Annotated in this window: 20 protein-coding genes; 8 read left to right on the top strand and 12 right to left on the bottom strand. The window is 63.2% G+C overall.

Going from position 1 to position 22,725, the window contains the following annotated elements:
- Positions 1–186: 186 nt before the first annotated feature.
- From gyrA to rpsF, 11 genes are all read right to left on the bottom strand, one after another.
- Positions 187–2,886, bottom strand: a complete 2,700-nt coding sequence (gene gyrA / locus ACVOLZ_RS11950) for a DNA gyrase subunit A (RefSeq protein ID WP_481516330.1) — start codon at positions 2,884–2,886, stop codon at positions 187–189.
- A 482-nt stretch (positions 2,887–3,368) separates the two neighbouring features.
- A complete protein-coding gene (gene mtnA, locus ACVOLZ_RS11945) occupies positions 3,369–4,433 on the bottom strand; it encodes an S-methyl-5-thioribose-1-phosphate isomerase (RefSeq protein ID WP_481516329.1) in 1,065 nt (354 codons plus the stop codon).
- A gap of 62 nt (positions 4,434–4,495) precedes the next feature.
- On the bottom strand, positions 4,496–5,179 hold the full coding sequence (locus tag ACVOLZ_RS11940) for a DUF3011 domain-containing protein (RefSeq protein ID WP_481516328.1): 684 nt from the start codon (positions 5,177–5,179) through the stop codon (positions 4,496–4,498).
- Positions 5,180–5,301: 122 nt separating this feature from the next.
- Positions 5,302–6,279, bottom strand: coding sequence for an EF-P lysine aminoacylase EpmA (gene epmA / locus ACVOLZ_RS11935; protein WP_481516332.1), 978 nt, complete (start codon positions 6,277–6,279; stop codon positions 5,302–5,304).
- The gene (locus ACVOLZ_RS11930; RefSeq protein WP_481516327.1) at positions 6,246–6,722 is read right to left on the bottom strand and encodes an N-acetyltransferase family protein; all 477 of its coding nucleotides are present in this window, start codon (positions 6,720–6,722) and stop codon (positions 6,246–6,248) included. The genes epmA and ACVOLZ_RS11930 overlap by 34 nt, the downstream gene beginning before the upstream one ends.
- On the bottom strand, positions 6,719–9,196 hold the full coding sequence (ligA, locus tag ACVOLZ_RS11925) for an NAD-dependent DNA ligase LigA (RefSeq protein ID WP_481516326.1): 2,478 nt from the start codon (positions 9,194–9,196) through the stop codon (positions 6,719–6,721). The genes ACVOLZ_RS11930 and ligA overlap by 4 nt, the downstream gene beginning before the upstream one ends.
- A 184-nt stretch (positions 9,197–9,380) precedes the next feature.
- Positions 9,381–10,121, bottom strand: coding sequence for a cell division protein ZipA (zipA, locus tag ACVOLZ_RS11920; RefSeq protein ID WP_481516325.1), 741 nt, complete (start codon positions 10,119–10,121; stop codon positions 9,381–9,383).
- Between the two features lie 48 nt (positions 10,122–10,169).
- Positions 10,170–13,673, bottom strand: coding sequence for a chromosome segregation protein SMC (gene smc, locus ACVOLZ_RS11915; protein ID WP_481516324.1), 3,504 nt, complete (start codon positions 13,671–13,673; stop codon positions 10,170–10,172).
- 231 nt (positions 13,674–13,904) lie between these two features.
- Positions 13,905–14,354, bottom strand: a complete 450-nt coding sequence (gene rplI / locus ACVOLZ_RS11910) for a 50S ribosomal protein L9 (protein ID WP_481510371.1) — start codon at positions 14,352–14,354, stop codon at positions 13,905–13,907.
- 144 nt (positions 14,355–14,498) lie between these two features.
- Positions 14,499–14,729, bottom strand: coding sequence for a 30S ribosomal protein S18 (gene rpsR, locus ACVOLZ_RS11905; protein WP_002804494.1), 231 nt, complete (start codon positions 14,727–14,729; stop codon positions 14,499–14,501).
- 11 nt (positions 14,730–14,740) lie between these two features.
- The gene (gene rpsF / locus ACVOLZ_RS11900) at positions 14,741–15,172 is read right to left on the bottom strand and encodes a 30S ribosomal protein S6 (RefSeq protein ID WP_282266085.1); all 432 of its coding nucleotides are present in this window, start codon (positions 15,170–15,172) and stop codon (positions 14,741–14,743) included.
- Positions 15,173–15,421: 249 nt separating this feature from the next.
- Here rpsF and ACVOLZ_RS11895 point away from each other — a divergent pair, with 249 nt between their 5' ends.
- Complete coding sequence (locus ACVOLZ_RS11895; RefSeq protein ID WP_481516323.1) at positions 15,422–16,636, top strand: MFS transporter; 1,215 nt, start codon at positions 15,422–15,424, stop codon at positions 16,634–16,636.
- Between the two features lie 153 nt (positions 16,637–16,789).
- On the opposite strand, the gene ACVOLZ_RS11890 is transcribed toward ACVOLZ_RS11895, so the two are convergent.
- Entirely contained in the window at positions 16,790–17,128 is a 339-nt protein-coding gene (locus ACVOLZ_RS11890) for a HesB/IscA family protein (protein ID WP_481516322.1), read from the bottom strand.
- A 149-nt stretch (positions 17,129–17,277) separates the two neighbouring features.
- On the opposite strand from ACVOLZ_RS11890, the gene asnS reads away from it, so the two are divergent.
- The 7 genes from asnS (at position 17,278) to kynU (ending at position 22,714) form a co-directional block, all read left to right on the top strand.
- Complete coding sequence (gene asnS / locus ACVOLZ_RS11885; RefSeq protein WP_481516321.1) at positions 17,278–18,672, top strand: asparagine--tRNA ligase; 1,395 nt, start codon at positions 17,278–17,280, stop codon at positions 18,670–18,672.
- 32 nt (positions 18,673–18,704) lie between these two features.
- Entirely contained in the window at positions 18,705–19,010 is a 306-nt protein-coding gene (locus ACVOLZ_RS11880) for a hypothetical protein (protein WP_481516320.1), read from the top strand.
- A complete protein-coding gene (locus ACVOLZ_RS11875; protein WP_481516319.1) occupies positions 19,007–19,318 on the top strand; it encodes a hypothetical protein in 312 nt (103 codons plus the stop codon). Before ACVOLZ_RS11880 ends, ACVOLZ_RS11875 begins: the two co-directional genes overlap by 4 nt.
- 7 nt (positions 19,319–19,325) lie before the next feature.
- Positions 19,326–19,970 (top strand): FMN-binding negative transcriptional regulator, encoded by a 645-nt coding sequence (locus ACVOLZ_RS11870; RefSeq protein WP_481516318.1) that lies wholly within the window; start codon positions 19,326–19,328, stop codon positions 19,968–19,970.
- An 81-nt stretch (positions 19,971–20,051) separates the two neighbouring features.
- Positions 20,052–20,714, top strand: a complete 663-nt coding sequence (gene can, locus ACVOLZ_RS11865) for a carbonate dehydratase (protein WP_481516317.1) — start codon at positions 20,052–20,054, stop codon at positions 20,712–20,714.
- A gap of 147 nt (positions 20,715–20,861) precedes the next feature.
- On the top strand, positions 20,862–21,389 hold the full coding sequence (locus ACVOLZ_RS11860; protein WP_481516316.1) for a 3-hydroxyanthranilate 3,4-dioxygenase: 528 nt from the start codon (positions 20,862–20,864) through the stop codon (positions 21,387–21,389).
- A 50-nt stretch (positions 21,390–21,439) separates the two neighbouring features.
- Positions 21,440–22,714, top strand: coding sequence for a kynureninase (kynU, locus tag ACVOLZ_RS11855; protein WP_481516315.1), 1,275 nt, complete (start codon positions 21,440–21,442; stop codon positions 22,712–22,714).
- Positions 22,715–22,725 lie beyond the last annotated feature (11 nt).

Raw genomic sequence — 22,725 nt, 5'->3', positions numbered from 1 at the left:
TCACCCCAACCCCTCTCCCGCACGCGGGAGAGGGGCTAGTGCACTAGCAGCTGACGCGATCCGAGCCCCTCTCCCGCGTGCGGGCGAGGGGGTGTGGTGAGGGCAGCTTCTAGCTGATAAAACCAAATGGAAGACAAAAAAAGCGCCGGCATGCCGGCGCTTTTTCCAAACTCAAACCCTTAAAAATCAGGCTTCCGGCGCAGCCGGTGCCACTGCTTCCACAGCGCCTGCAGCATCGTCTTCCAGCACCTCGTCCTCAGCCTCAAGCGAAGCATCCAGGCGTTCAACCGCCTGCAGCTTCTCGCCCTTGGACAGACGGATCAGGGTCACGCCCTGGGTGTTGCGGCCAACGCGCGAGATCTCCGAACCACGAGTGCGCACCAGCGTGCCACCGTCGGAAATCAACAACACTTCATCGCCGGTACCCAACAGCACTGCGCTGACCAACTTGCCGTTGCGCTCGCTGGTCTGGATGCCGATCACGCCCTGCGTGCCGCGACCCTTGCGCGGGTAATCCGCCAGCGGAGTGCGCTTGCCGTAGCCGTTTTCGGTCGCGGTCAGGATGTACTGCACGCCAGCATCGTCTGCAGCTTCGACGATCTCGCCGCCGTCCACTGCCACTTCCTCGACGCCGTTGTCCTCTTCGTTCTCATCATCGACGCCGCCAGCACTTTCGGCGACGATCAGGCTGACCACTTCCTCGCCCTTGGGCATCTTGATGCCACGCACGCCGGTAGCGGTACGGCCCATCGAACGGACCTTGTCTTCGCCGAAGCGAACGGTCTTGCCGTTGGAAGCAAACAGCACGATGTCGCGCTCACCATCGGTGAGGCCGACGCCGACCAGCGCGTCACCGTCATCGAGGTTGATGGCGATCTTGCCGCGCGCCAGACGGAACGCGAACTCGCTCAGCGGGGTCTTCTTGACCGTGCCGTTGCGGGTAGCGAAGAACACGAAGTGGTTTTCGTCGTACTCGCGCACCGGCAACACCGCCTGCACGCGTTCACCGCTCTCCAGCGCGATCCAGTTGATGATCGGGCGGCCACGTGCGTTGGAGCCGGCTTCCGGCAACTGATGCACCGGCAACCAGAACACCTTGCCCGAGCTGGTGAAGGTCAACAGGGTGTCATGGGTGTTGACCAGCCACAGCTGTTCGATCGAATCCTCGTCCTTGGTCGCTGCGGCACTGCGGCCACGACCACCGCGACGCTGTGCGCGGTAGGCACTGACCGGCTGACGCTTGACGTAACCGGCACGCGACAGCGTCACCACCACGTCTTCCGGCGCGATCAGATCGAGGATGTCCAGATCTTCTTCGCTGTGACGAATTTCGGTACGACGCGCGTCGCCGAACTCGGCGCGCACGCTTTCCAGCTCATCGCGGATGACCTGCAACAGCACATCCGGATTTTCCAGAATGCGGATCAGGCCAGCGATGACTTCCAGCAGCTGCTTGTATTCTTCGGTCAGCCTGTCCTGCTCCAGCCCGGTCAGGCGGTGCAGGCGCATTTCCAGAATCTGCGTGGCCTGGACTTCGCTGAGCTGGTAGTTGCCGTTGACCAGGCCAATACCCTTGGGCAGGTCTTCCGGACGCGAGGCCTCGGCACCTGCGGCGCCCAGCAACGCACCGACCAGACCGGGCTGCCACACCTTGGAGAGCATGCGCTCCTTGGCTTCAGCCGGATTGGCCGAGGTCTTGATCAACTCGATCATTTCATCGATGTTGGCCAAGGCAACGGTCAGGCCTTCCAACACGTGCGCACGCGCACGCGCCTTGCGCAGTTCAAAGATGGTGCGGCGGGTCACAACCTCACGGCGGTGGCGGATGAACGCCTCCAGCACTTCCTTGAGGTTCAACAGCTTCGGCCGGCCATCGACCAGCGCCACCATGTTGATGCCGAACACCGACTCCATCTGGGTCTGCTGGTAAAGGTTGTTGAGCACAACCTCGGCCGACTCGCCGCGCTTGATTTCGATGTAGATGCGCATGCCGTCCTTGTCGGACTCATCGCGCAGCTCGCTGATGCCTTCGAGCTTCTTTTCCTTGACCAGCTCGGCGATCTTCTCGATCAACCGCGCCTTGTTCACCTGGTACGGAATCTCAGTGACGATGATCGACTCGCGACCATTGTCAGCCACTTCGATATCAGCCTTGGCACGGATGCGTACGCGACCTCGGCCGGTGCGGTAACCGGCGATGATGCCGGCGGTGCCATTGATGATGCCGGCGGTGGGGAAATCCGGGCCCGGGATGTATTCCATCAGGCCATCAACGTCGATCGACGGATCGTCGATCAGCGCGATGCAGGCAGTGATGGCTTCGGTGAGGTTGTGCGGCGGAATATTGGTCGCCATGCCCACCGCAATACCGGCCGAACCGTTGACCAGCAGGTTCGGGAACCGGGTCGGCATGACCGTCGGCTCCAGTTCCTTTTCGTCGTAGTTGGGCTGGAAATCGACGGTTTCCTTGTCGATATCGGCCATCAGCTCATGCGTCAGGCGCGACATGCGGGCCTCGGTGTAACGCATTGCTGCTGCCGAGTCGCCGTCGACCGAACCGAAGTTACCTTGGCCGTCCACCAGCATGTAACGCAGCGAGAATGGCTGCGCCAAACGCACCAGCGCGTCGTAAACCGACTGATCGCCGTGCGGGTGGTACTTACCGATCACGTCACCGACGATACGCGCCGATTTGAAGTACGCCTTGTTGCTGTGAGCACCCAGCTCATTCATCGCAAACAGGACGCGGCGATGAACTGGCTTGAGGCCATCGCGGGCATCGGGGAGTGCGCGGCCGACGATCACGCTCATCGCGTAATCGAGGTAGCTCTTGCGCATCTCGTCTTCCAGGTTGACCTGGATGATTTCCTTGGCGTTTTCTGCCATTCGGGTTCCGTTGTCAGGTAGCGATCCCGTCCGCTGGCGGCGCCTTGACGGGCCGCCCTGCCGGAAACTCGGATCAACCTGCGGAGTCTACCACAAGGGTAGGTTTTTCACCGCCATTTAGGGTGCTTTTACCGGAAGAAATCAGGAACTTAGGGACAGCCATAGGGCAGTGCCGAGCCATGCTCGGCAGGGGCCTTACCGGCGCCCCGTGCGGGAGCGCCGTCAGCCGCAAAACCACAGCTCCAGCAGGCTGCAGTCCTCTTGACCATCAGCTTCGCGGCTTACGCCGCTCCCACAAGACAAAGGGCTCCCTGTAGAGCCGAGCCATGCTCGGTTGGAACCTTACCGGGCAAGCCACTGCCGAGCATGGCTCGGCACTACCTCCCACACATTCCCGGGAAAGCTCCTGCCGAGCATGGCTCGGCACTACCTCCCACACATTCCCGGGAAAGCTCCTGCCGAGCGTAGCTCGGCACTACCGGCTAGTCGTTGAATGCTGCGGCCATGGTGGTCAGATCCGGCTTCAGGATCACGCCGCGCTCGGTGACGATGGCGTCGATCAGCTCGCCCGGGGTCACGTCGAACACCGGATTCCAGGCGGCAATGCCCTCGGCCACAGTGCGTACACCGCCCACGCCGAACAGCTCGCCCGGGTCGCGCTGCTCGATCTCGATCTCGTCGCCATGGGCGGTGCCCATGTCCACGGTCGAAGACGGGGCGACCACCATGAACTTCACACCGTGATGGCGCGCGGCAATGGCCAGCTGGTAGGTGCCGATCTTGTTGGCGGTGTCGCCGTTGGCACAAATACGGTCAGCACCGACGATCACCCATTGCACCGCACCGGTCTTCATCAGGTGTGAGGCGGCCGAGTCGGCAATCAAGGTTGCATCGATTCCGTCCTGTTGCAGCTCCCAAACGGTCAGGCGTGCGCCCTGCAACCACGGCCGGGTCTCACCGGCAAATACCTTCGCAATACGCTCCTGCGCGACACCCGCGCGTATCACGCCCAAGGCAGTGCCGAAGCCGGCGGTGGCCAGCGAGCCGGTGTTGCAATGGGTCAGCACACCGCTACCCGGTGCGATCAAGGCCGCCCCCAAGGCGCCCATATGGCGATTGGCAGCCAGGTCCTCATCGGCGATTGCCTGGGCTTCAAGCGCAGCGACCAGCTTCCAGTCCGAACCGGCAGCGGCCAAAGCGCGGCGCATGCGCGCCAGCGCCCAGGCCAGGTTGACTGCAGTAGGACGCGAGGCATTGAGTCGATCCAAGGCCGGCGCCAACACCTGCAACGCTGCGGCGCCGTCATCGGCCTGCACTTCACGCGCGGCCAACACCACGCCCCAGGCTGCGGCGATACCGATGGCAGGCGCACCGCGCACGGTCAAAGCATGGATTGCTTCGGCAACCGCGTCGCTGTCATGGCACAGCACGTGCTCGACGATAAACGGCAGTTTGCGCTGATCCAGCAGCTCCAAGGCCTCGCCGGTCCAGCGGATCGGGCGGATATGGTCGTAACGGGCGTAATCAATGGCGGGGGTATCGTTCATCCGCCCATTGTAATCGGCGCTGCCCGGTGCGGACCAATAACATCGGATCAGCCAGCCCCCACTCAATCGGCTGAGAATTCGCCGCGGCAGCCCTTGTCCACCCAGATTCCATTGCGGTCCCAGCCCCAGCTGTCACCCTCCCGGCAGGCGGCTTTGGACAGCTGCTCCACCAGGGTCACCCGACGGGTCACGCTGACACCGCATTCGCGCCGCAGCTCCCCTTTGGACTCACAGATCACCCTGCGCGGGGTATCGACAAAGCCCGAGCCGTCCTCGGCACCAACCTCGAACAGGCCCTGACAACCACGACTGACCCAGATTTCCTTGCCGCTGTATCCCCAGCTGCGGCCTTCGCGGCACGGCAGCACCGACTGCTGCCGCAACAAGCGCACTGGCGCACCACGCAACACCACCGGACAGACTTCCGTCCGCCCTTTTGATTCGCAGCGCACCACGCGGCGCGTAGTGCGACTGGAGGCCTGCGGACGAGCAAATTCAGCGCTGCAGCCCTGGCTCACCCAAACCGCATTGCCTTCAACGCCCCAACTGGTCTCGCGGATGCAGTCGCGCCTGGACAGTTGCCGCACCAGTTGCACGCCAGCACTGGTATCCATCGGGCAGAACGTCCGCAACTGCTCACCCGATTCGCAGCGCACCACCTGCCGGTCCGCCGCTGTTGGCGCAGATTCCTGGGCTGCCAGTACTGTCGGCGCCAGCAATAGCAGCAAGCCGCAGACCCGCTTCATCAGACGCTCCCCTGTTCGGTCATGATGGATTCCGATGATCACACACTGCCTGAGTCATTGTGAGCAAAGCATTATCATCGGCGCTGCCAAGCTGCAGATCCATGATCGAGCGCAAACCAGCATCAGGCGTTGGCGAAATCAAACGCCAACACATCGCCGATGCGCGGCGTACCGGCCAAGGCCATCAGCAATCGGTCCACGCCAACCGCAACACCGGCGCAAGCAGGCAGCGACTGCAATGCAGCAAGAAATGCTTCATCCAAGGGCGGTTGTTCAGCTCCGCGCGCCGCCCGGATCGCCAGATCACGCTCGAAGCGCTGGCGCTGCTCGACCGCGTCGTTCAGCTCGTGATAGCCGTTGGCCAATTCAACCGGGCCCAGGTAAAGCTCAAAGCGTTCAGCCAATGGCGGAGCGCCCGGACGAATCTTCGCCAGTGCTGCCTGGCTGGCTGGCCAGTCGTGAATCACGGTAATGGCATCGACTGCGAACTGCGCTTGGATGCAATGGCTCATCAGCAGATCCAACCAGTCATCGCGGGTCAGGCCATCCGGCTGGATACCGACCTCGCCCAGACCTGCACGTAACTGCGCTTCGTTGGCCAGGAACGGATCCAGCGCCACCGCCTGGATGAACAGGTCGCGGTAGCTGACGATTCGCACCGATGCCGGCGGACGCCGCACCATCGCCAACGCCTGCTGTACCAGTGCGATGGTTTCATCGATCAGCCGATGATGATCCCAACCCACCCGATACCACTCCAGCATGGTGAACTCGGGATTGTGGCGACCACCGGCCTCACCGTTGCGGAACACCCGGCCCAGTTCATAGCAATCACCAACACCGGCAGCCAACAGCCGCTTGAGTGGATACTCCGGCGAAGTGCGCAGCCAGCGCTGTGGCGAACCGGCATCGACGTGACCGCTGAAGCGGGTCTGGAAGCCCTCGATGTTCGGCTCGGTATTGCCGGCAGCCGACATGATTGGCGTTTCCACTTCCAATACATCGCGCTCGGCAAAAAAGCCGCGGATCAATGCATTCAAGCGTGCGCGCTGACGTAGGGCTTCGATCACGAGTGCAAACGTCCAGAAGGCCCGTTCAATGACAAGGTCAGGATGTCGCGCTCATCGTCGCGGTAGCCGGCCGACAGATACAGCGACTTGGCCTTGGCATTGTGGTGATTCACCTCCAGCCGGATCACCGCCGCACCCTGCCCTGCGGCCCAGTCGCGAGCCAGCGCCAAGGCCTGCCGACCCCAGCCACGACCACGCGCTGCCGGGCCGAGATACAGCTCGTCCAACAATATGAAACGACCGCCCTGTTCGACGCTGAAGCACCAGCCCAGGGTGATATAGCCCACCACGCTGTCGCCATCGAGCAACAACAATGCCGCGCCGCAGCTCGGCTGTTCCAGCAGCGTGTGCAGGCCCGGCTCCACCCGTTCGGCGATATAGGGAATCTGGTCTTCCACATAGAAATCACGAACCATCGCGATCAGCTGTGGGAAGTCTTGCGGTTGCGCCAAGCGCGCCTTGATCTCACTCATGCCTGCTCTCCGTGCTCGGCGAGGAAGGCAAGCAGACGCGCCTCGTCCCATACTTCCACACCAAGCTCATTTGCCTTGTCCAACTTGGAGCCGGCTTCGGCGCCGGCCACCACGAAACTGGTTTTCTTCGAGACGCTGCCGGCGACCTTGGCGCCCAAGGCTTCCAGCTTGGCCTTGGCCTCGTCGCGGCCCATCTGCGTCAGCGTGCCTGTCAGCACCACCGTCTTGCCATCGAGCACACCGGCGACCTGCTGTTGTTGCACCGGCGTGATCGCCAGCAAACGCTCCAATGCTGCGCCAGCAGCGCTGAACAGCTGTGCATTGGCATCAACATTCAGCCACGCAACCAGGGCATTGGCGGTTTCCGCCGGTAGACCGGCGGTCATGAAGTTGTGCGCTTCTTCATCCAGAATCGCCGCCGTCGAACGGAACGCCTCCGCCAGCTGGCGCGCGCGTACCGGCGTGACCTTGGGAATCTCAAGATCCGCCAACAAGGTTGCCAGATTCAGATTGGCACGCAGCTTTGCATTGGGCGCGTGCGTATCGCTGATCTGCACGCCACGCTCCAACAATGCATCAATGGCCTGCTGGTTGCCCGGTTGTGCCATGAAGTGGCCAATCGAACGAGCCACTTCGCCACCGATGTCCGGCACGCGCTTGAACATCGGCCACGGCAGGTGACGGATCAACTCAAGATCACCGAACCATGCCGACAAGGCCTTGGCTGTGCTCTCGCCAACATGCTCGATACCCAACGCAAACAGCAAGCGCTCCAGCGTGGTGTTGCGGCTGGCGGCAATCGCGGCGATCAGGTTGTCGGCCCATTTGGTGGCGATCTTCTTGGTATTCCATTGGAAGCTGGCAGGCACCGACAAGGCCTGCGCACGCCACGACACATCGCCCGCATCCAGCTTGAGGATGCGATTGAGCGTGTCACCGCTGCCTTCGGGCTGCAGGTGCTGGCCGAGCTGCGAGGCGAGTGCTTCCGGCGAATCGGAATCCAGCGCCAGCTTCAGCACCAGCAGCTGATCGCGGTTGAGTGCATACAGATCGGCTACGCCGCGCACGATACCCGCATCAACCAGCACCTCGATGTACTTGTCGCCCAGCCCGTCGATATCCATCGCCTTGCGTGAGGCGAAGTGGGCAATGGCTTCCTTGCGCTGCGCCGGGCAGCTCAGCTCACCGGAGCAGCGCCACGCCGCCTCGCCTTCCTCGCGCACGATTTCCGAACCACACACCGGGCAGGCGCGCGGCATCTGCCACGGCGTCGTGCCTTCCGGGCGGCGATCAACAATGACGCTGACAACTTCCGGGATCACATCACCGGCACGGCGCACGATCACGGCATCGCCGACGCGCACGTCCAGGCGCGCGATCTGATCGGCGTTGTGCAGGGTGGCGTTGGTCACGACGACACCGGCCACGTGCACCGGCTTCAATCGTGCAACCGGTGTCGCTGCGCCGGTACGACCGATCTGGATCTCGATGGCTTCGACCGTGGTGGTCTGTTCCTGCGCCGGGAACTTATGCGCGATCGCCCAGCGTGGCGCACGTGCGACGAAGCCCATTTCCTGCTGACCCTCACGGTCATCGAGCTTGTAGACCACGCCATCGATGTCATAGGCCAGACCGTCACGGCGCTCGCCGATATCGCGGTAATACGCGAGCAGACCTTCGGCACCCTGCACCACCTTGCACAGATCGCTGACCGGGAAACCCCATTGCGCCAGCTGCGCCAAGGTTGCCGAATGCGTCTCGGGCAGTTCGCCACCGGACACTTCACCCAGCCCATAGGCGTAGAAACTCAAGGGACGTTGTGCACTGATCTTCGGATCAAGCTGGCGCAGCGAACCGGCCGCGCCATTGCGCGGATTGGCCAGCACCTTGCCACCATGCAGGCGCGCCTGCTCGTTGTAACGTTCGAAGTCGGCGCGCGGCATATAGACCTCACCCCGCACCTCCAACACCTCGGGCCAACCCTGACCACTCAGTTGCTGCGGAATGACCTTGATCTGGCGCAGATTGGCGCTGACGTCTTCGCCGGTGGCGCCGTCACCGCGGGTCGCGCCCTGCACGAACACGCCATTCTCGTAACGCAGGTTGATGGCCAGGCCGTCAAGCTTGGGCTCAGCGGAGAAAAGCAGTTCACGGCGATGCAGGCGCTCATCGATGCGGCGCACGAAGTCATGTACTTCGGCATCGCTGAAGGCGTTGCCCAGCGACAGCATCGGCACGGCATGCACGACTTCCGGGAACCGCGATGACGGCTTGCCACCGACCTGATGGCTGGGCGAGTCGGCACTGTCCAGTTCCGGATGCGCAGCTTCGAGCGCTTCCAGTTCGCGCATCAACCGGTCGTACTCGGCGTCCGGGATGATCTGCTCGTCGTGCTCGTGATAGGCACGCGAGGCGTCGGCCAGTTGCCGGCGGAGTTCGCTGATGCGCTGGGTGGCGGCGGTGTTTTGATTCATGCGGCGATTTTACCTGCGCGGAGTGTTTGCGCGGTAAAAGCGGGGTGCTTGTGATTGATGCTTGCTGCGAACAGCACCCCTCCCCGGCCCTCCCCTACGCTGCGCGCAAGGGAGGGGGAAGAGCTACGCCCCCTCCCTTTGCCGTAGGCAAGGGGAGGGTTGGGGAGGGGTAGCTCTTAAAGCTTTACCAACGCGGCGACTTGGTCAGCGGCGGCGCCTGATGCTGGCGGTCATACGCACGCAGATCATCGCGGATATGCGCGATGCGCTGGCGGCCCAGGGCATTGCGGCTGTCATCCAGCACCACGCCGTCGAGCAGTTCGCCCATGCGCTGCACGGTCGGTAGCATCTTTTCCCAGGCATCGAGCGCAGTCATCGGCGCCGGCAAGGTCAGAAAGAAAGCAATGGCCGGGGTTTCCATTTCGCGGATATTGCCCATGTCGAAACTGCCGGGCTTCATGATGCTGGCCATTGAGAAGATCGGGCCGCGCTCCGAATGCCCTTCCACCAGACGGTGGAACACATTCATGTAGCCAAAGACCAGACCGGTCTTCTCCGCCGCCACCACGATGTCCTCGCCACGCAGCACCTGCCCGGAACGGGCAGCCACGTACAGCGAGACGATCTTGTCGAAATCCTGGGTAGGCCGCTTGCCGAGCTCACTCAGATTGCCTTCGTCCACGTCAGGCAAGCCAAGCTCAGCCTGGGTCACGCCGTCGGCGGCTACACCGCCCTCGCCCACATCGGCGCCCGCAGCGCCCTCAGCACCGCCCAGCACCGGCTCGCGACGCGGTTGCTCAGCACCGGCCGGCTCCTTGCGCTTGCCTTGCGCCAGCCGCTTGGGCCGGCTGAAAAAGAAAATGGCCGCTACCAGCAAAACGCCGGCAACCAGAATGCCGATACGCAACAGTGCCGTGTCAGACATGCGCTGCAGTCTCCGGGTTAATCGTTCAGGTGGCTAAAGAATGGCACGTCAGGCCGCGCCCGCCAATCGGGCAGCCTCTTCAAGGTCAACACTGACCAGTCGGCTGACACCCGGCTCGCGCATCGTAACGCCCGACAACTGGTGCGCAGCCTCCATCGTCGCCTTGTTATGGCTGACGAACAGGAACTGCACCTTCTCGCTCATTTCCTTGACCATATTGGCCAGACGGCCGACGTTGGCTTCGTCCAACGGCGCGTCCACCTCGTCCAGCAGGCAGAACGGGGCCGGGTTGAGCTGGAAGATGGCAAACACCAGCGCCACCGCAGTCATCGCCTTCTCACCGCCGGACAGCAGCGAGATATTGGATACGCGTTTGCCCGGCGGGCGCGCCATGATGGTCACGCCGGTATCGAGCAGGTCTTCGCCGGTGAGTTCCAGGTAGGCATGACCGCCACCGAACAGGCGCGGATACAGCGCCTGCACGCCGGAGTTGACCCGGTCAAAGGTGTCCTTGAAGCGGCCGCGGGTTTCGCGGTCGATCTTGCGGATGGCGTCTTCCAGCGTTTCCAGCGCGGTGTTCAGATCGGTGTTCTGCGCGTCCAGATACTCCGAACGCTGCGACGCCTCACCGTATTCGTGGATCGCGGCCAGATTGACCGGCTCCAGCCGGCGCATGCGGCCGTCGATCTGGTGCACCGTCGATTCCCAGTCCGACAGGCGCGCATCTTCGGGCAGCGTATTGATCACGTCCTGCAGCACGAAGCCGGCCTTCTCCACCGCAGCCGACAGCTGCTCGGCACTGAGCACCAAGGCCTGCTGATCAAGCTTGCGCTGCGAAATACGCTCGCGCTGTGCCAGCGACTGTTCGTCGCGCTGATGGCGGGTCTGCTCCAGGCCACGCAACTCATGATCGATACCATCGAGCAAGGTACGCGCCTCGGCCAGCACGCGGTCGACGCGGACGCGCTCGGCCAATGCGTTCTGGTGCTCGGCTTCAAGGGTGTGGACCGGCGTGCCGCCTTCGTCCAGCTGCGAGTGCAGTTCGCCAAGGCGCGAGTCGAGCTGACCGCGTTGGCTGCCCATGCGCTCGAGCGCGTGGCTCAGCGAGCTGATCTGGGTACGCTGCGACTCCAGCGTCAAGGCCAGTGCATGCATGCTGTCGCGCACATTGCGCGCCGCATCTCGCGCCTGATCACGGGTATCACTCATCTGCCTGCGCTCGCTTTCCAGCGCATGCCGGGCCGACTCCAGGTCGCCCATGCTGGACACGGCCTCATCCAGTCGCAGGCGCGCCTCGGTGGCTTGCTCGCGACTGGCGTCCAGCGTTTCCAGCAGCTGCGCCAACTCGCCTTCGATACGTTCGATGCGCGTGCGCGTGGATTCCAATTTTCCTTGCTGGCTCTGCAGCTGCCCTGCCATCTCGGACCCGGCGCGATGCGCCTGATACAACGAGCGTTGCACGTCTTCGCGCTGCTGCTCGGCGGCCAATAGCTGATCACGCAAGCCAGCCAGCTGCTGCTCCAATGCAGCTTCACGTTCCTGCAGGGTTTCGATCTGCTCGCGCAAGGTAACAATCTCGCGCTCGCGCAGCAGTGCGCCCTGCTCGGCCGCACCGGAGCGCGACAAGCGCACCCAGCCCTGTCCCAGGCGCTCACCGCTACGGGTGATCACCGATTCGCTGTCACCCAGCTTGCGCTGCAGCTGCTGCGCTTGCGCCAGATCTTCAGCGCCATGCAGATGCGCCAGCAGGCGACGAATCGCCAGCGGCCCCTGTACTTTTGCCGCCAATGAGGTCGGCGCGAAATCGGCCTTGCCATCTGCACCTGCGACCAACGCAATGCGCCCTTCGCCCAGCTCAGCCAGCGCATCAACCAAGGATTCCGGTGCATCCACCAGCACGCCTTCGATCAGCTGCCCGAGCGCGCTTTCAACTGCGTTTTCCCAGCCGCCTTCAACGGTGATGCGTTCACCGACACGTGCGGCCGAATCCAGGCCGCGCGCCTTCAGCCATGCTGCCGCTGCGCCCTGTTCCTGGCCGAGTGCGGCTTGCTGCAGCGTCTCCAGCGAAGACAACCGACCGCGGGCGGACTGCGCCTGCTTACGTACATCAGCCAGCTCCGACTGCCCGGCACGCTGTTGCTCCTGCAGCGCCGCCACCGATTCCTTGCGCAGCTCCACCTGTGCACTCAAGGTTTCCAGCGCGGCCTTCTGGGTTTCGTGCTCCAGCTGCAGCTGCTCGAAGGCCTCGGCCAGCGCATCCAGATCCAGGCCGGCGCGCTCTGCCTGCAGTGCTTCGCGGCGGCGGTCGGCTTCGAGGACTTGTTTGTCCAGGTAATCCACGCGGGTACGCTCGACCTCGCCGGAGCGGGTCGCTTCGGAGGTGTTGCGGTTATGCGCTTCCCAACGCTGCTGCCAATCAGCCAACTTGGCCTCGGCCTCGCGCAGGGCTTCCTGGCGGATCTCGTTGTCTTCCTGCAACTGTTCCAGCTGCGGCTCGGCGTTCTCGACCGACTCACGCAGCACGATCAACTTGGCTTCATCGCCGCTGATGTGCTGGCCAAGCTCGGACAGCGCCTGACGGGTTTCATCGCGCGCCTTGTGCAAGCGCTGCGCCATTTCCCGCTGGTGGTGGATCTGCTGCTCAAGCCGCGCCAGGGTGCTGCCCACCTGGTACACATCGGCCTGTGCCTTGTTCAAACTCTCGGCCGCTTCTTCACGGCGCACGCGGCCGGTTTCAATCCGGCTCTCGGCATCGCGCTGTTCGGCGATCAGCTGCTGCAGCTTGGTCTCTTCGCGTGAAAGCGCCTCGCGCAGACCACCCAGGCGGCCATCAAGACCGCGGTATTCCAGCGCCTTCCATTCCGCATCCTTGACCCGGCGCTCTTCCTGCAGCGCCTGGTACTGCTCGGCCTGCCGCGCCTGGCGCTTCAAGTGCTCGAGCTGCTTGCCGATTTCTTCGCGCAGGTCGTTGAGCCGATCCAGATTCTCGCGGGTGTGGCGAATGCGGGTTTCGGTCTCCTTGCGGCGCTCCTTGTACTTGGAGATGCCGGCGGCTTCTTCCAGATACACGCGCAGGTCTTCCGGGCGTGCCTCGATGATCTGGCTGATCATGCCCTGCTCGATGATCGAGTAGCTGCGCGGGCCAAGCCCGGTGCCCAGGAACAGATCGGTGATATCGCGGCGGCGGCACTTGGTGCCGTTCAAATAATAGTTGCTGCTGCCATCACGGCTGACGGTGCGCTTGACCGAGATCTCGTTGAACGAGGCGTATTCACCGGAGATGGTGTGGTCGGCGTTGTCGAAGATAAGCTCCACCGTCGCCTGCGACACCGGCTTGCGTCCTGCCGAGCCGGAGAAGATCACGTCGGTCAACGAATCACCACGCAAGCGGCTGGCTGAGCTCTCGCCCATCACCCAGCGCACCGCATCGATGATGTTGGACTTGCCACAGCCATTGGGACCGACGACGCCGGTCATATTGGTTGGCAGGTGCAAGGTCGTGGGATCGACGAACGACTTGAAACCGGAGAGCTTGATCGTGGATAGACGCATGGAATCGGGCTGTTGGCGGACATCGGCAGCAACTGCCGATACCCGGAATGAGGTTCCGGAGGTTCCGTTCCCGCACTCAAGTCATTGATATTCCGTGGAATTCAACAGCCAAAGCACGGCACTGGCAACCGAGTATAGCGACACCCATGGCCGCCGGCGGCCAGACCAACCAGCCGGCCAAAAGAAACGGGCGCCTTGCGGCGCCCGTTCTTTACAACCAGTCCGGCAGAATCAAGCGTCGGCTTCGACGATGACCTTGACGGTGGTTTCCACATCGGCGTGCAGCTTGACGATGACGTCGAACTCGCCAACGTTGCGGAAAGCGCCTTCGCCCAGGATCACTTCGCTCTTGCTCAGCTCCAGGCCGGCAGCGGTGAAGGCTTCAGCGATATCGCGCGGGCCAACCGAACCGTACAGCTTGCCTTCGGTCGAAGCGTGCGCACCGATGGTGACGCTGGCGCCTTCGAACTTGGCAGCGCGGGCTTCGGCATCGTTGTGCGAGGCCTGGGCCTTGGCTTCGTACTCAGCACGCTTGGCTTCGAACTCGGCGATGTTGCTGGCGGTGGCCGGAACGGCCTTGCCCTGCGGCACGAGGAAGTTACGGCCGTAGCCCGGCTTCACGTCAACCAGGTCGCCCAGGCCGCCGAGGTTGGTCACTTTCTGGATAAGAATCAGCTTCATGGTGTAGCTCCGTTATTCGTTAGCGGCGCCAATGGCACCGCAACGCTTGCTGTCCGAATAGGACGGTGGGTACGGAAAATCCGGCCAAGGCCGGATTTCCTGTCGAGAATCCGCAGCGAGTGCGGATTCCTCCGAAAAATCGGATTAGACGTCGTGGTTGTCCGTGTACGGGATCAGAGCCAGGAAACGGGCGCGCTTGACGGCCGTAGCCAGCTGGCGCTGGTACTTGGACTTGGTGCCGGTCACGCGGCTCGGAACGATCTTGCCGTTCTCGGTCAGGTACTGACGCAGGGTGTTGAGATCCTTGTAATCGATCTCTTTCACGCCTTCAGCGGTGAACTTGCAGAACTTACGACGGCGGAAGAACTTGGACATGAAAGTGCTCCTTATTCAGCAGAAGCGGCGTCGTCGCCGGCTTCGTCATTGTTGGAAGATGCACCTTCTTCGTCGTCACGACGACGGCGCTCGCCACGCTCGGGCTTGTCACCCTTCTCGTCCTTGCTCTTCATGATCAGCGACTGCTCGGTGTCAGCCTCGTCACGCTTGATGACCAGGTTGCGCAGCACGGCGTCGTTGAAGCGGAAGCTCTCGGTCAGTTCGTTCAGAACTGCCTGGTCGGCTTCGATGTTCAGCAGAACATAGTGAGCCTTCACCAGGTTCTGGATCGGGTAAGCCAGCTGACGACGGCCCCAATCTTCCAGACGGTGGATGGTGCCGTTGCCGGCTTCGACCAGCGCCTTGTAGCGCTCGATCATGGCGGGGACCTGTTCGCTCTGGTCCGGGTGGACCAGGAACACGACTTCGTAATGACGACTCATGTTTTTATACCTTTCGGATATAGCCCTGACGGGCTGGACAGCCCCCCGCTGTGTATCGTGGTGGGGCAAGGGATCCTGCACTTGGAGCGCAGGAAGCCGGGCATTATCCACTGGAAGTGAACTGGAGGCAAGTTACCCCGGCCCGTGCAACACAGTATCCGGCGCTGGAGCAGACCTCGGCGGCTGCGGATGCTGCGTCGCAACAGTACACTATGTAACCGATTCCACGCCCTCCCCGGACCGCCCGACGTGAATTCCACGCTCTCCCTGGCAGCGCAGCTGACGCCGCGCCAGCGCACTTTCATTCTCATTGCGCTCTCACTGGGCGGTTTTGCCATCGGCACCAGCGAATTTGCCAGCATGGGCCTGATGCTGGAAATCAGCCGCGGCCTGGCAATCAGCGAAGCCCAGGTCGGTCACCTGATCAGCGCCTACGCCATCGGCGTGGTGGTCGGCGCACCACTACTGGCCTTTGCCGGCGCCAGCCTGCGCCGCCGCAGCCTGCTGCTGTGGCTGATGGGCTTCTACGCTATCGGCAACCTGGCCAGTGCACTGGCCCCGAGCTACCACACGATGCTGCTGGCGCGATTCGTCGCCGGCCTGCCGCACGGCGCCTATTTCGGCGTAGCCATGCTGGTCGCCGCTTCGATCAGCCCGCCGGAACAGCGCGGCGCCGCTGTCTCCAAGGTGCTGCTTGGCTTGTCCATCGCCATCCTGCTCGGCAACCCGCTGACCACCTGGCTGGGCCAGCAGTTCAACTGGCGCAGCGCCTTCGTGCTGGTGAGCCTGCTCGCCCTCGCCACGGTGACGATGGTCGCCCGGCAGTTGCCGGCAGACCCCAGCGAAGTCCGCACCTCGCCGATGCGTGAACTGCGCGCCTTCAATACCAGCCAGGTGTGGCTGGCACTGGCCATCGGCGCGATCGGCTTTGCCGGCATGTTCTGCGTATTCACCTACCTCGCACCAACCCTGGTCAATGTCACCGGCATCAATGAGCGCTGGATGCCGGTCGCGGTCGGCCTGTTCGGCGTCGGCGCGATCATCGGCAACGTTGCTGGCGGCAAGCTGGTCGACCGGTTGCAGTTCCGTGCCGCCGGCGTGCTGCTGGCATGGTCCATCGTCGTGCTGATGCTGTTCCCGCTGGCCGCGAACTCGGCCTGGGCAATGGTCCCGGCGATCATTGCCGTGGGCACGATGGGCGCGTTGGCCGTGGCCTTGCAGACCCGCCTGATGGACGCTGCCGGCGAGGCCCAGACCCTGGCTGCCGCTTCCAACCACGCCGCCTTCAATACCGCAAACGCCCTGGGCCCCTGGCTGGGTGGCATGGCGATTGGCGCTGGATACGGCCACGCCTCCACCGGCTATGTAGGCGCAGCGACCGCGGCAGTAGGCTTGTTGCTGTGGGGTATTGCGGTGACGTTGCAGCGCCGTCAGGGCGCACCCGCGCAATTGGCTGCCGACTAAGGTAGTGCCGAGCCATGCTCGGCAGGGGCTTTTCCCGCGAAGCCAGCCCGTAGTGCCGAGCCATGCTCGGCAGGAGCCTTATGCACAATCCCCGAAATCACCGGTAACGCTCCAGCCGAGCATGGCTCGGCTCTACAGAGAGCGCAGCATGCCTCAGCGGTGCATGTCGTCGGTTGTGAAGCTCTCGCCGCAGCCGCATTCGGCCGCTGCGTTGGGATTCCTGAAGGTGAAGGTCTCGCTCAGGCCCTGCTTGCCGAAGTCGATCTCAGTGCCATCCACCAGCGGCAGGCTCTGTGCGTCCACGTAGATGCGCACGCCGTCCTGCTCGAATACGGTGTCGCCCTCGCGCTCATCCTTGGCCAGGTCGGTGATGTGGCCCCAACCCGAGCAACCGGTGCGGGTCACGCCAAAACGCAGGCCAAGCGCACCCGGGGTGCCATTGACGAAGCGCTGCACGCGGGAATGGGCGATGGGGGTCAGATGAACAGCCATGGTGGGGCGACTCCAGCAGAATTACGGTCCAATTATAGATGTGGGCGGCCCGCCGGACTGCAAGCGTGGATAAATGCTCGCCTGCCCGGGTGTTGAACCGCTAAAATCTCGCATTCACAGATCGAGTCGATCAACAGAGGATTCAAGTCATGACGGTGGTCAGCGTTGCACACGCCCTTGCCGGGAAATTCCCGGAAGGCGGAGAAGTCACAGTCCGCGGGTGGGTCCGCACGGTGCGCGGCTCGGCTGGACTGGCCTTCGTCAACGTCAGCGATGGCTCGGGCTTTGCCCCGATCCAGGTCGTGGCCACCGAAGCCCTGTCCAATTTCGAAGACATCAAGAAACTGACCCCGAGCTGCTCGGTGATCGCCACCGGCACCCTGGTCAAGTCGCAGGGCAAGGGCCAGAGCTTCGAGATCCAGGCGCAGAGCCTTGAAATCGTCGGCTGGGTCGAAGACCCGCTGACCTACCCGATCCAGCCCAAGCCGATGTCGCCGGAGTTCCTGCGCGAAGTGGCGCACCTGCGCCCGCGCACCAACCTGTTCGGCGCGGTCACCCGTATCCGTGACTGCCTGTCCAAGGCCGTGCACCGTTACTTCCACGAGAACGGCTTCTACTGGATCAGCACGCCGATCGTCACCACCTCCGATGCCGAAGGTGCAGGCCAGATGTTCCGCGTCTCGACGCTGGACATGGCCAACCTGCCGCGCACCAGCGATGGCCAGATCGACTTCAGCCGTGACTTCTTCGGCAAGGAAACCTTCCTGACCGTGTCCGGCCAGCTCAACGTCGAGGCTTACTGCCTGGCACTGAGCAAGGTCTACACCTTCGGCCCGACCTTCCGCGCCGAAAACAGCCACACCACTCGCCACCTGGCCGAGTTCTGGATGGTGGAGCCGGAAATCGCCTTCGCCGACCTGGCCGAAAACGCGCGCGTGGCCGAAGAGTTCCTGAAGTACCTGTTCCGCGCCGTGCTCGACGAGCGCGCCGACGACATGGCCTTCATCGCCGAGCGCGTGCAGAAGGACGCCATCACCCGCCTGGAAGCCTTCGTCAACGCCCCGTTCGAACGCATCGAGTACACCGATGCGATCAGCCTGCTGCAGAAGTCCGGCAAGAAGTTCGACTACCCGGTCGAATGGGGCCTGGACCTGCAGACCGAGCACGAGCGCTGGCTGACCGAGGAACACGTTGGCCGCCCGGTGGTGGTGACCAACTACCCGGAACACTTCAAGGCCTTCTACATGCGCCTGAACGACGACGGCAAGACCGTCGCCGCGATGGACGTGCTGGCCCCGGGCATCGGCGAGATCATCGGCGGCAGCCAGCGCGAAGAGCGCCTGAACGTGCTCGACGCGCGCATGGCGCAGTTCGGCCTGGATCCGGACCACTACCAGTGGTACCGCGATTTCCGTCGCTACGGCTCGGTACCGCATGCTGGCTTCGGCCTGGGCTTCGAGCGCCTGGTGGTTTACGTCTGCGGCCTGTCCAACATCCGCGATGCAATCCCCTACCCGCGCGCACCGGGTTCGGCGGAGTACTGATTCATCTGATCCAGTAACAGGAGGCGGTGCCGTTGACCTTGTTCTTCGCTCTTTGCTTTGTCGGCGTGGCCATTGCCGGCCTCAGCGCCTTCCTGATTTTCTGGCCGTTGACGCTGGTCCATATCCGCGACCGGCATCCAGCGCTGGCGACCGAATTCGGTGCCGGCGCCTTTCTCAAACCAGAGTGCCTGCGCTGGCTGCTGGGGCGCGGCTTCACCACAATCGCCGACCGCTCGCTGTCCGGCTTGGCCACACCCGCCCGTATCGCCTTGCTGGTGATGCTCGGCGGGCTGGGCATGGCACTGCTGTTGTGGCTTTTTTCGCAGGTAATGAAATGACTGACTTCGAGAACACTCCTGACCAGTGGTGGTTGGCACAGCTCGGCGGCACCCTGATCTGGGCGCGCCTGCGGGTCCGCCCGGGCGGCACCGCCGAGATCCTGGACAGCGACGGCAACACGCTTAGCTACGACAGCGAAGACACCGCCCGCGCACAGCTGTTCGACGCCGAGTTCGTTGCCTTTGACGGCCTGGACGAAGAAGACGCACTGCATCGCGGCTTCTCGCTGCACGAAGTGGCACCGCCGCAAGGCGATGACGACAGCTTGCGCGAGCGCATGGTTCAACTGCTAGGCACCCGGGTCTAAGCACTCCGTGTTCGCCCAGCGCGTTTTTGTAGAGACCGACCTGCTCTGGCTGGACCGCCTGCTGGCGCGCGACCCGTTCGTGACCTTGCTGACCATAGGTGACGACGGACTGCCCGAACTGACCCGGCTGCCGGTGCTGTACCGGCGTGACGGGGACAAAGTTGAGCTGATCGGCCATTGGGCCAAGGCCAACAAGCAGTCGCGGCATAGCGGCCGCGCCAAGGTATTGGTCAACGGCCCGCAAGGCTATATCTCGGCCAGCTGGTATCCGGACAAGGAAAGCGCTGCGCGCGTCCCAACCTGGAACTACGCCGCCGCTGAACTTGTCGGTGAACTGCACAGCTTCGACGACACGGCGTCATTGGCTCAGCTGCTGTCGAACACCAGCAACTTCTTCGAGGCCAGCGTCGGTCAGGACTGGCAGTTTGATGCCAGCCTGGACGATCACGCCCCATCGCTGCGCGCCATCGTAGGCTTCCGCCTGGACGTGCAGCAGATCCAGATCAAGCTGAAACTGAGCCAGAACCACCCGCAGGCAAACCAGCTGGCGGTGATCGAGGCCCTGCGGGCCTTGGACACCTCCGATGCCCGCGAACTGGCGCAGTGGATGCAGCTGTATCGCAGTGAGCACGGCGACCAGTCTGATGCCTGAGCCGCGCCCCGTTTCCCGCGACGCTGCCGCGCAAGCGCGCAGCAGCGCCCTCCCCCTCAAGATCGCAAGGGAAGCTTCACCATGAAAGACATCCATAACCTGCTGCAGAAGAACCGCGAATGGGCGGACCGGATCGAGAAGGAAGATCCCGAGTTTTTCCATCAGCTTTCCAAGCAGCAGAGCCCCGAATACCTGTGGATCGGCTGTTCCGATTCGCGGGTACCGGCCAATCAGATCATCGGCATGGCGCCGGGCGAGATCTTCGTCCACCGCAACATTGCCAATGTGGTGGTGCATACCGACCTGAACTGCCTGAGCGTGATTCAGTACGCCGTGGATCAGCTCAAGATCAAGCACATCCTGATCGTCGGCCATTACGGCTGCGGCGGCGTGCATGCGGCCTTGAACAAGGTGCGCGTCGGCTTGGCTGACAACTGGCTGCGCCATGTCGGCGATGTTGCGCAGAAGCACGACGACATCCTGTCGCAGATCGACGACCCGGAACTGCGCCACGCGCGCCTGTGCGAGTTGAACGTGATCGAGCAGGTGGTCAACGCCTGCCGCTCGACCATCGTGCAGGACGCCTGGGCCCGCGGCCAAAAACTGATGGTGCACGGCTGGGTCTACAGCCTGCGCGACGGCCGGGTCAGCGAGATGGGAATCGACGTGGGTGCACCGGAGGAGTTGCAGCCGGCGTATGAGAAGGCGTTGTCGTTTGTGCCGCGGAAGGGCAAAAGGCATTGAGCTTGAAAGCCCCTCTCCCTGCGGGAGAGGGGTTGGGGTGAGGGTCGGTCCGCGCTCAAGGCACAACCGACCCTCATCCGCCCTACGGGCACCTTCTCCCAGTGGGAGAAGGGAACAGCAACTGCATCGCCACCACAAAGGCCCCGCATGCTCCCCCTACCCCTGAACCTGCTCGGCTGGATCGAAGAACACCGCCATCTCCTGAAGCCGCCGGTCGGCAACAAGATGATCGAGAACGGTGACTTCATCGTGATGGTGGTCGCCGGCCCCAACAGCCGCAACGACTACCACTGGGACGAAGGCCCGGAGTGGTTCTTCCAGCTCGAAGGCGAAATGGTGCTGCGCGTGCAGGAAGATGGCGCGGTGCGCGACATCCCGATCCGCGCCGGCGAGATTTTCCTGCTGCCGCCACGCGTGCCACATTCGCCGCAGCGCATGCCAGGCTCGATCGGCCTGGTGGTCGAGCGCAAGCGTCTGGACCATGAGCTCGATGGCTTCATGTGGTTCTGCCAGCAGTGCAATCACAAGCTGTACGAAGAGTTCTTCCATCTGAAGAACATCGAGACCGATCTGCCCAAGGTCTTCGACCGGTTCCACGCATCGACCGAACACCGTACCTGCACACAATGCGGGGCCGTGCATCCGCTGCCCAAACCAGCCACACCCGAGGTCTGAGCGGCCGGGCGCGGTTACACTGCGGGTACATCCTCGACGTGTCCGCACCGATGAACGAAACGCTGTCACCCGCTCACGCCACCGCACTTGATGCTGCCGATCCGCTGCGCCACCTGCGCAGTCAGTTCCTGATCCCGCAGCACCAGGGCACCGATCAAGCCTATTTCGTCGGCAACTCGCTGGGCCTGCAGCCACGCGGCGCCCAGGCGATGGTGCAGGAAGTGATGGATCAATGGGGGCGCATCGCCGTCGAAGGCCACTTCACCGGCCCGACGCAGTGGTTGAGCTATCACCGCCTGGTACGTGATTCGCTGGCCGGTGTGGTCGGCGCGCTGCCGCACGAAGTGGTGGCGATGAACACGCTGAGCGTGAACCTGCACCTGATGATGGTCAGCTTCTATCGGCCGAGCAGCGAACGCCCGGCGATTCTGATGGAAGCCGGCGCCTTCCCGACCGACCGCCATGCGGTCGAGGCACAGATCCGCTTCCATGGCTTCGATCCAGCCACCGATCTGATTGAAGTGCAGCCGGATGAAGCCAACGGCACCATCTCGATGCAGGCCATCGAACAGGCCATCAACGCGCACGGCAAGCGCGTCGCGCTGGTGCTGTGGCCAGGCGTGCAGTACCGCACCGGCCAGGTCTTCGATCTGTACGCGATCACCCGCCTGGCACGCGCGCAAGGCGCCAACATCGGCTTCGATCTCGCCCACTCGGTCGGCAACGTACCGTTGAACCTGCACGACGTCGCACCTGATTTCGCGGTGTGGTGCCATTACAAATATTTGAATGCCGGCCCGGGTGCGGTTGCTGGCGCCTTCGTGCACGAACGTCACGCCAAGGACACCTCACTGCCGCGCTTCGCCGGTTGGTGGGGCCATGAGCAGGCAACCCGCTTCCAGATGGCACCGGAGTTCGTCCCCGAATTGGGCGCCGAAGGCTGGCAGCTGAGCAATCCGCCGGTGCTCGGCCTTGCTCCACTGCGTGCATCGCTGGCGTTGTATGACGAGGCAGGCATGGACGCGCTGCGCACGAAGTCACTGAAGATCACCGGCTATCTGGAAACCATGGTGCGTGCGCGCCTAGACCATGTATTGCAGATCATCACCCCGGCCGAGCCCGAGCGCCGTGGCTGCCAGCTGTCGCTGCGCGTGGCCGGTGGCCGCGCACAGGGCCGCTCGCTGTTCGAGTACCTGCAATCGGTAGGCGTGCTTGGCGACTGGCGCGAGCCCGATGTCATCCGCATCTCGCCAACGCCTTTGTACAACCGCTACAGCGATGTCTACCGCTTCGTCGATGAAGTGGAAACCTGGGCTGGCGTCTGACCAACGGAATA

This window comes from Stenotrophomonas sp. STEN020 (assembly GCF_056760195.1).
This window is presented reverse-complemented; position numbering and strand designations above follow the sequence as displayed.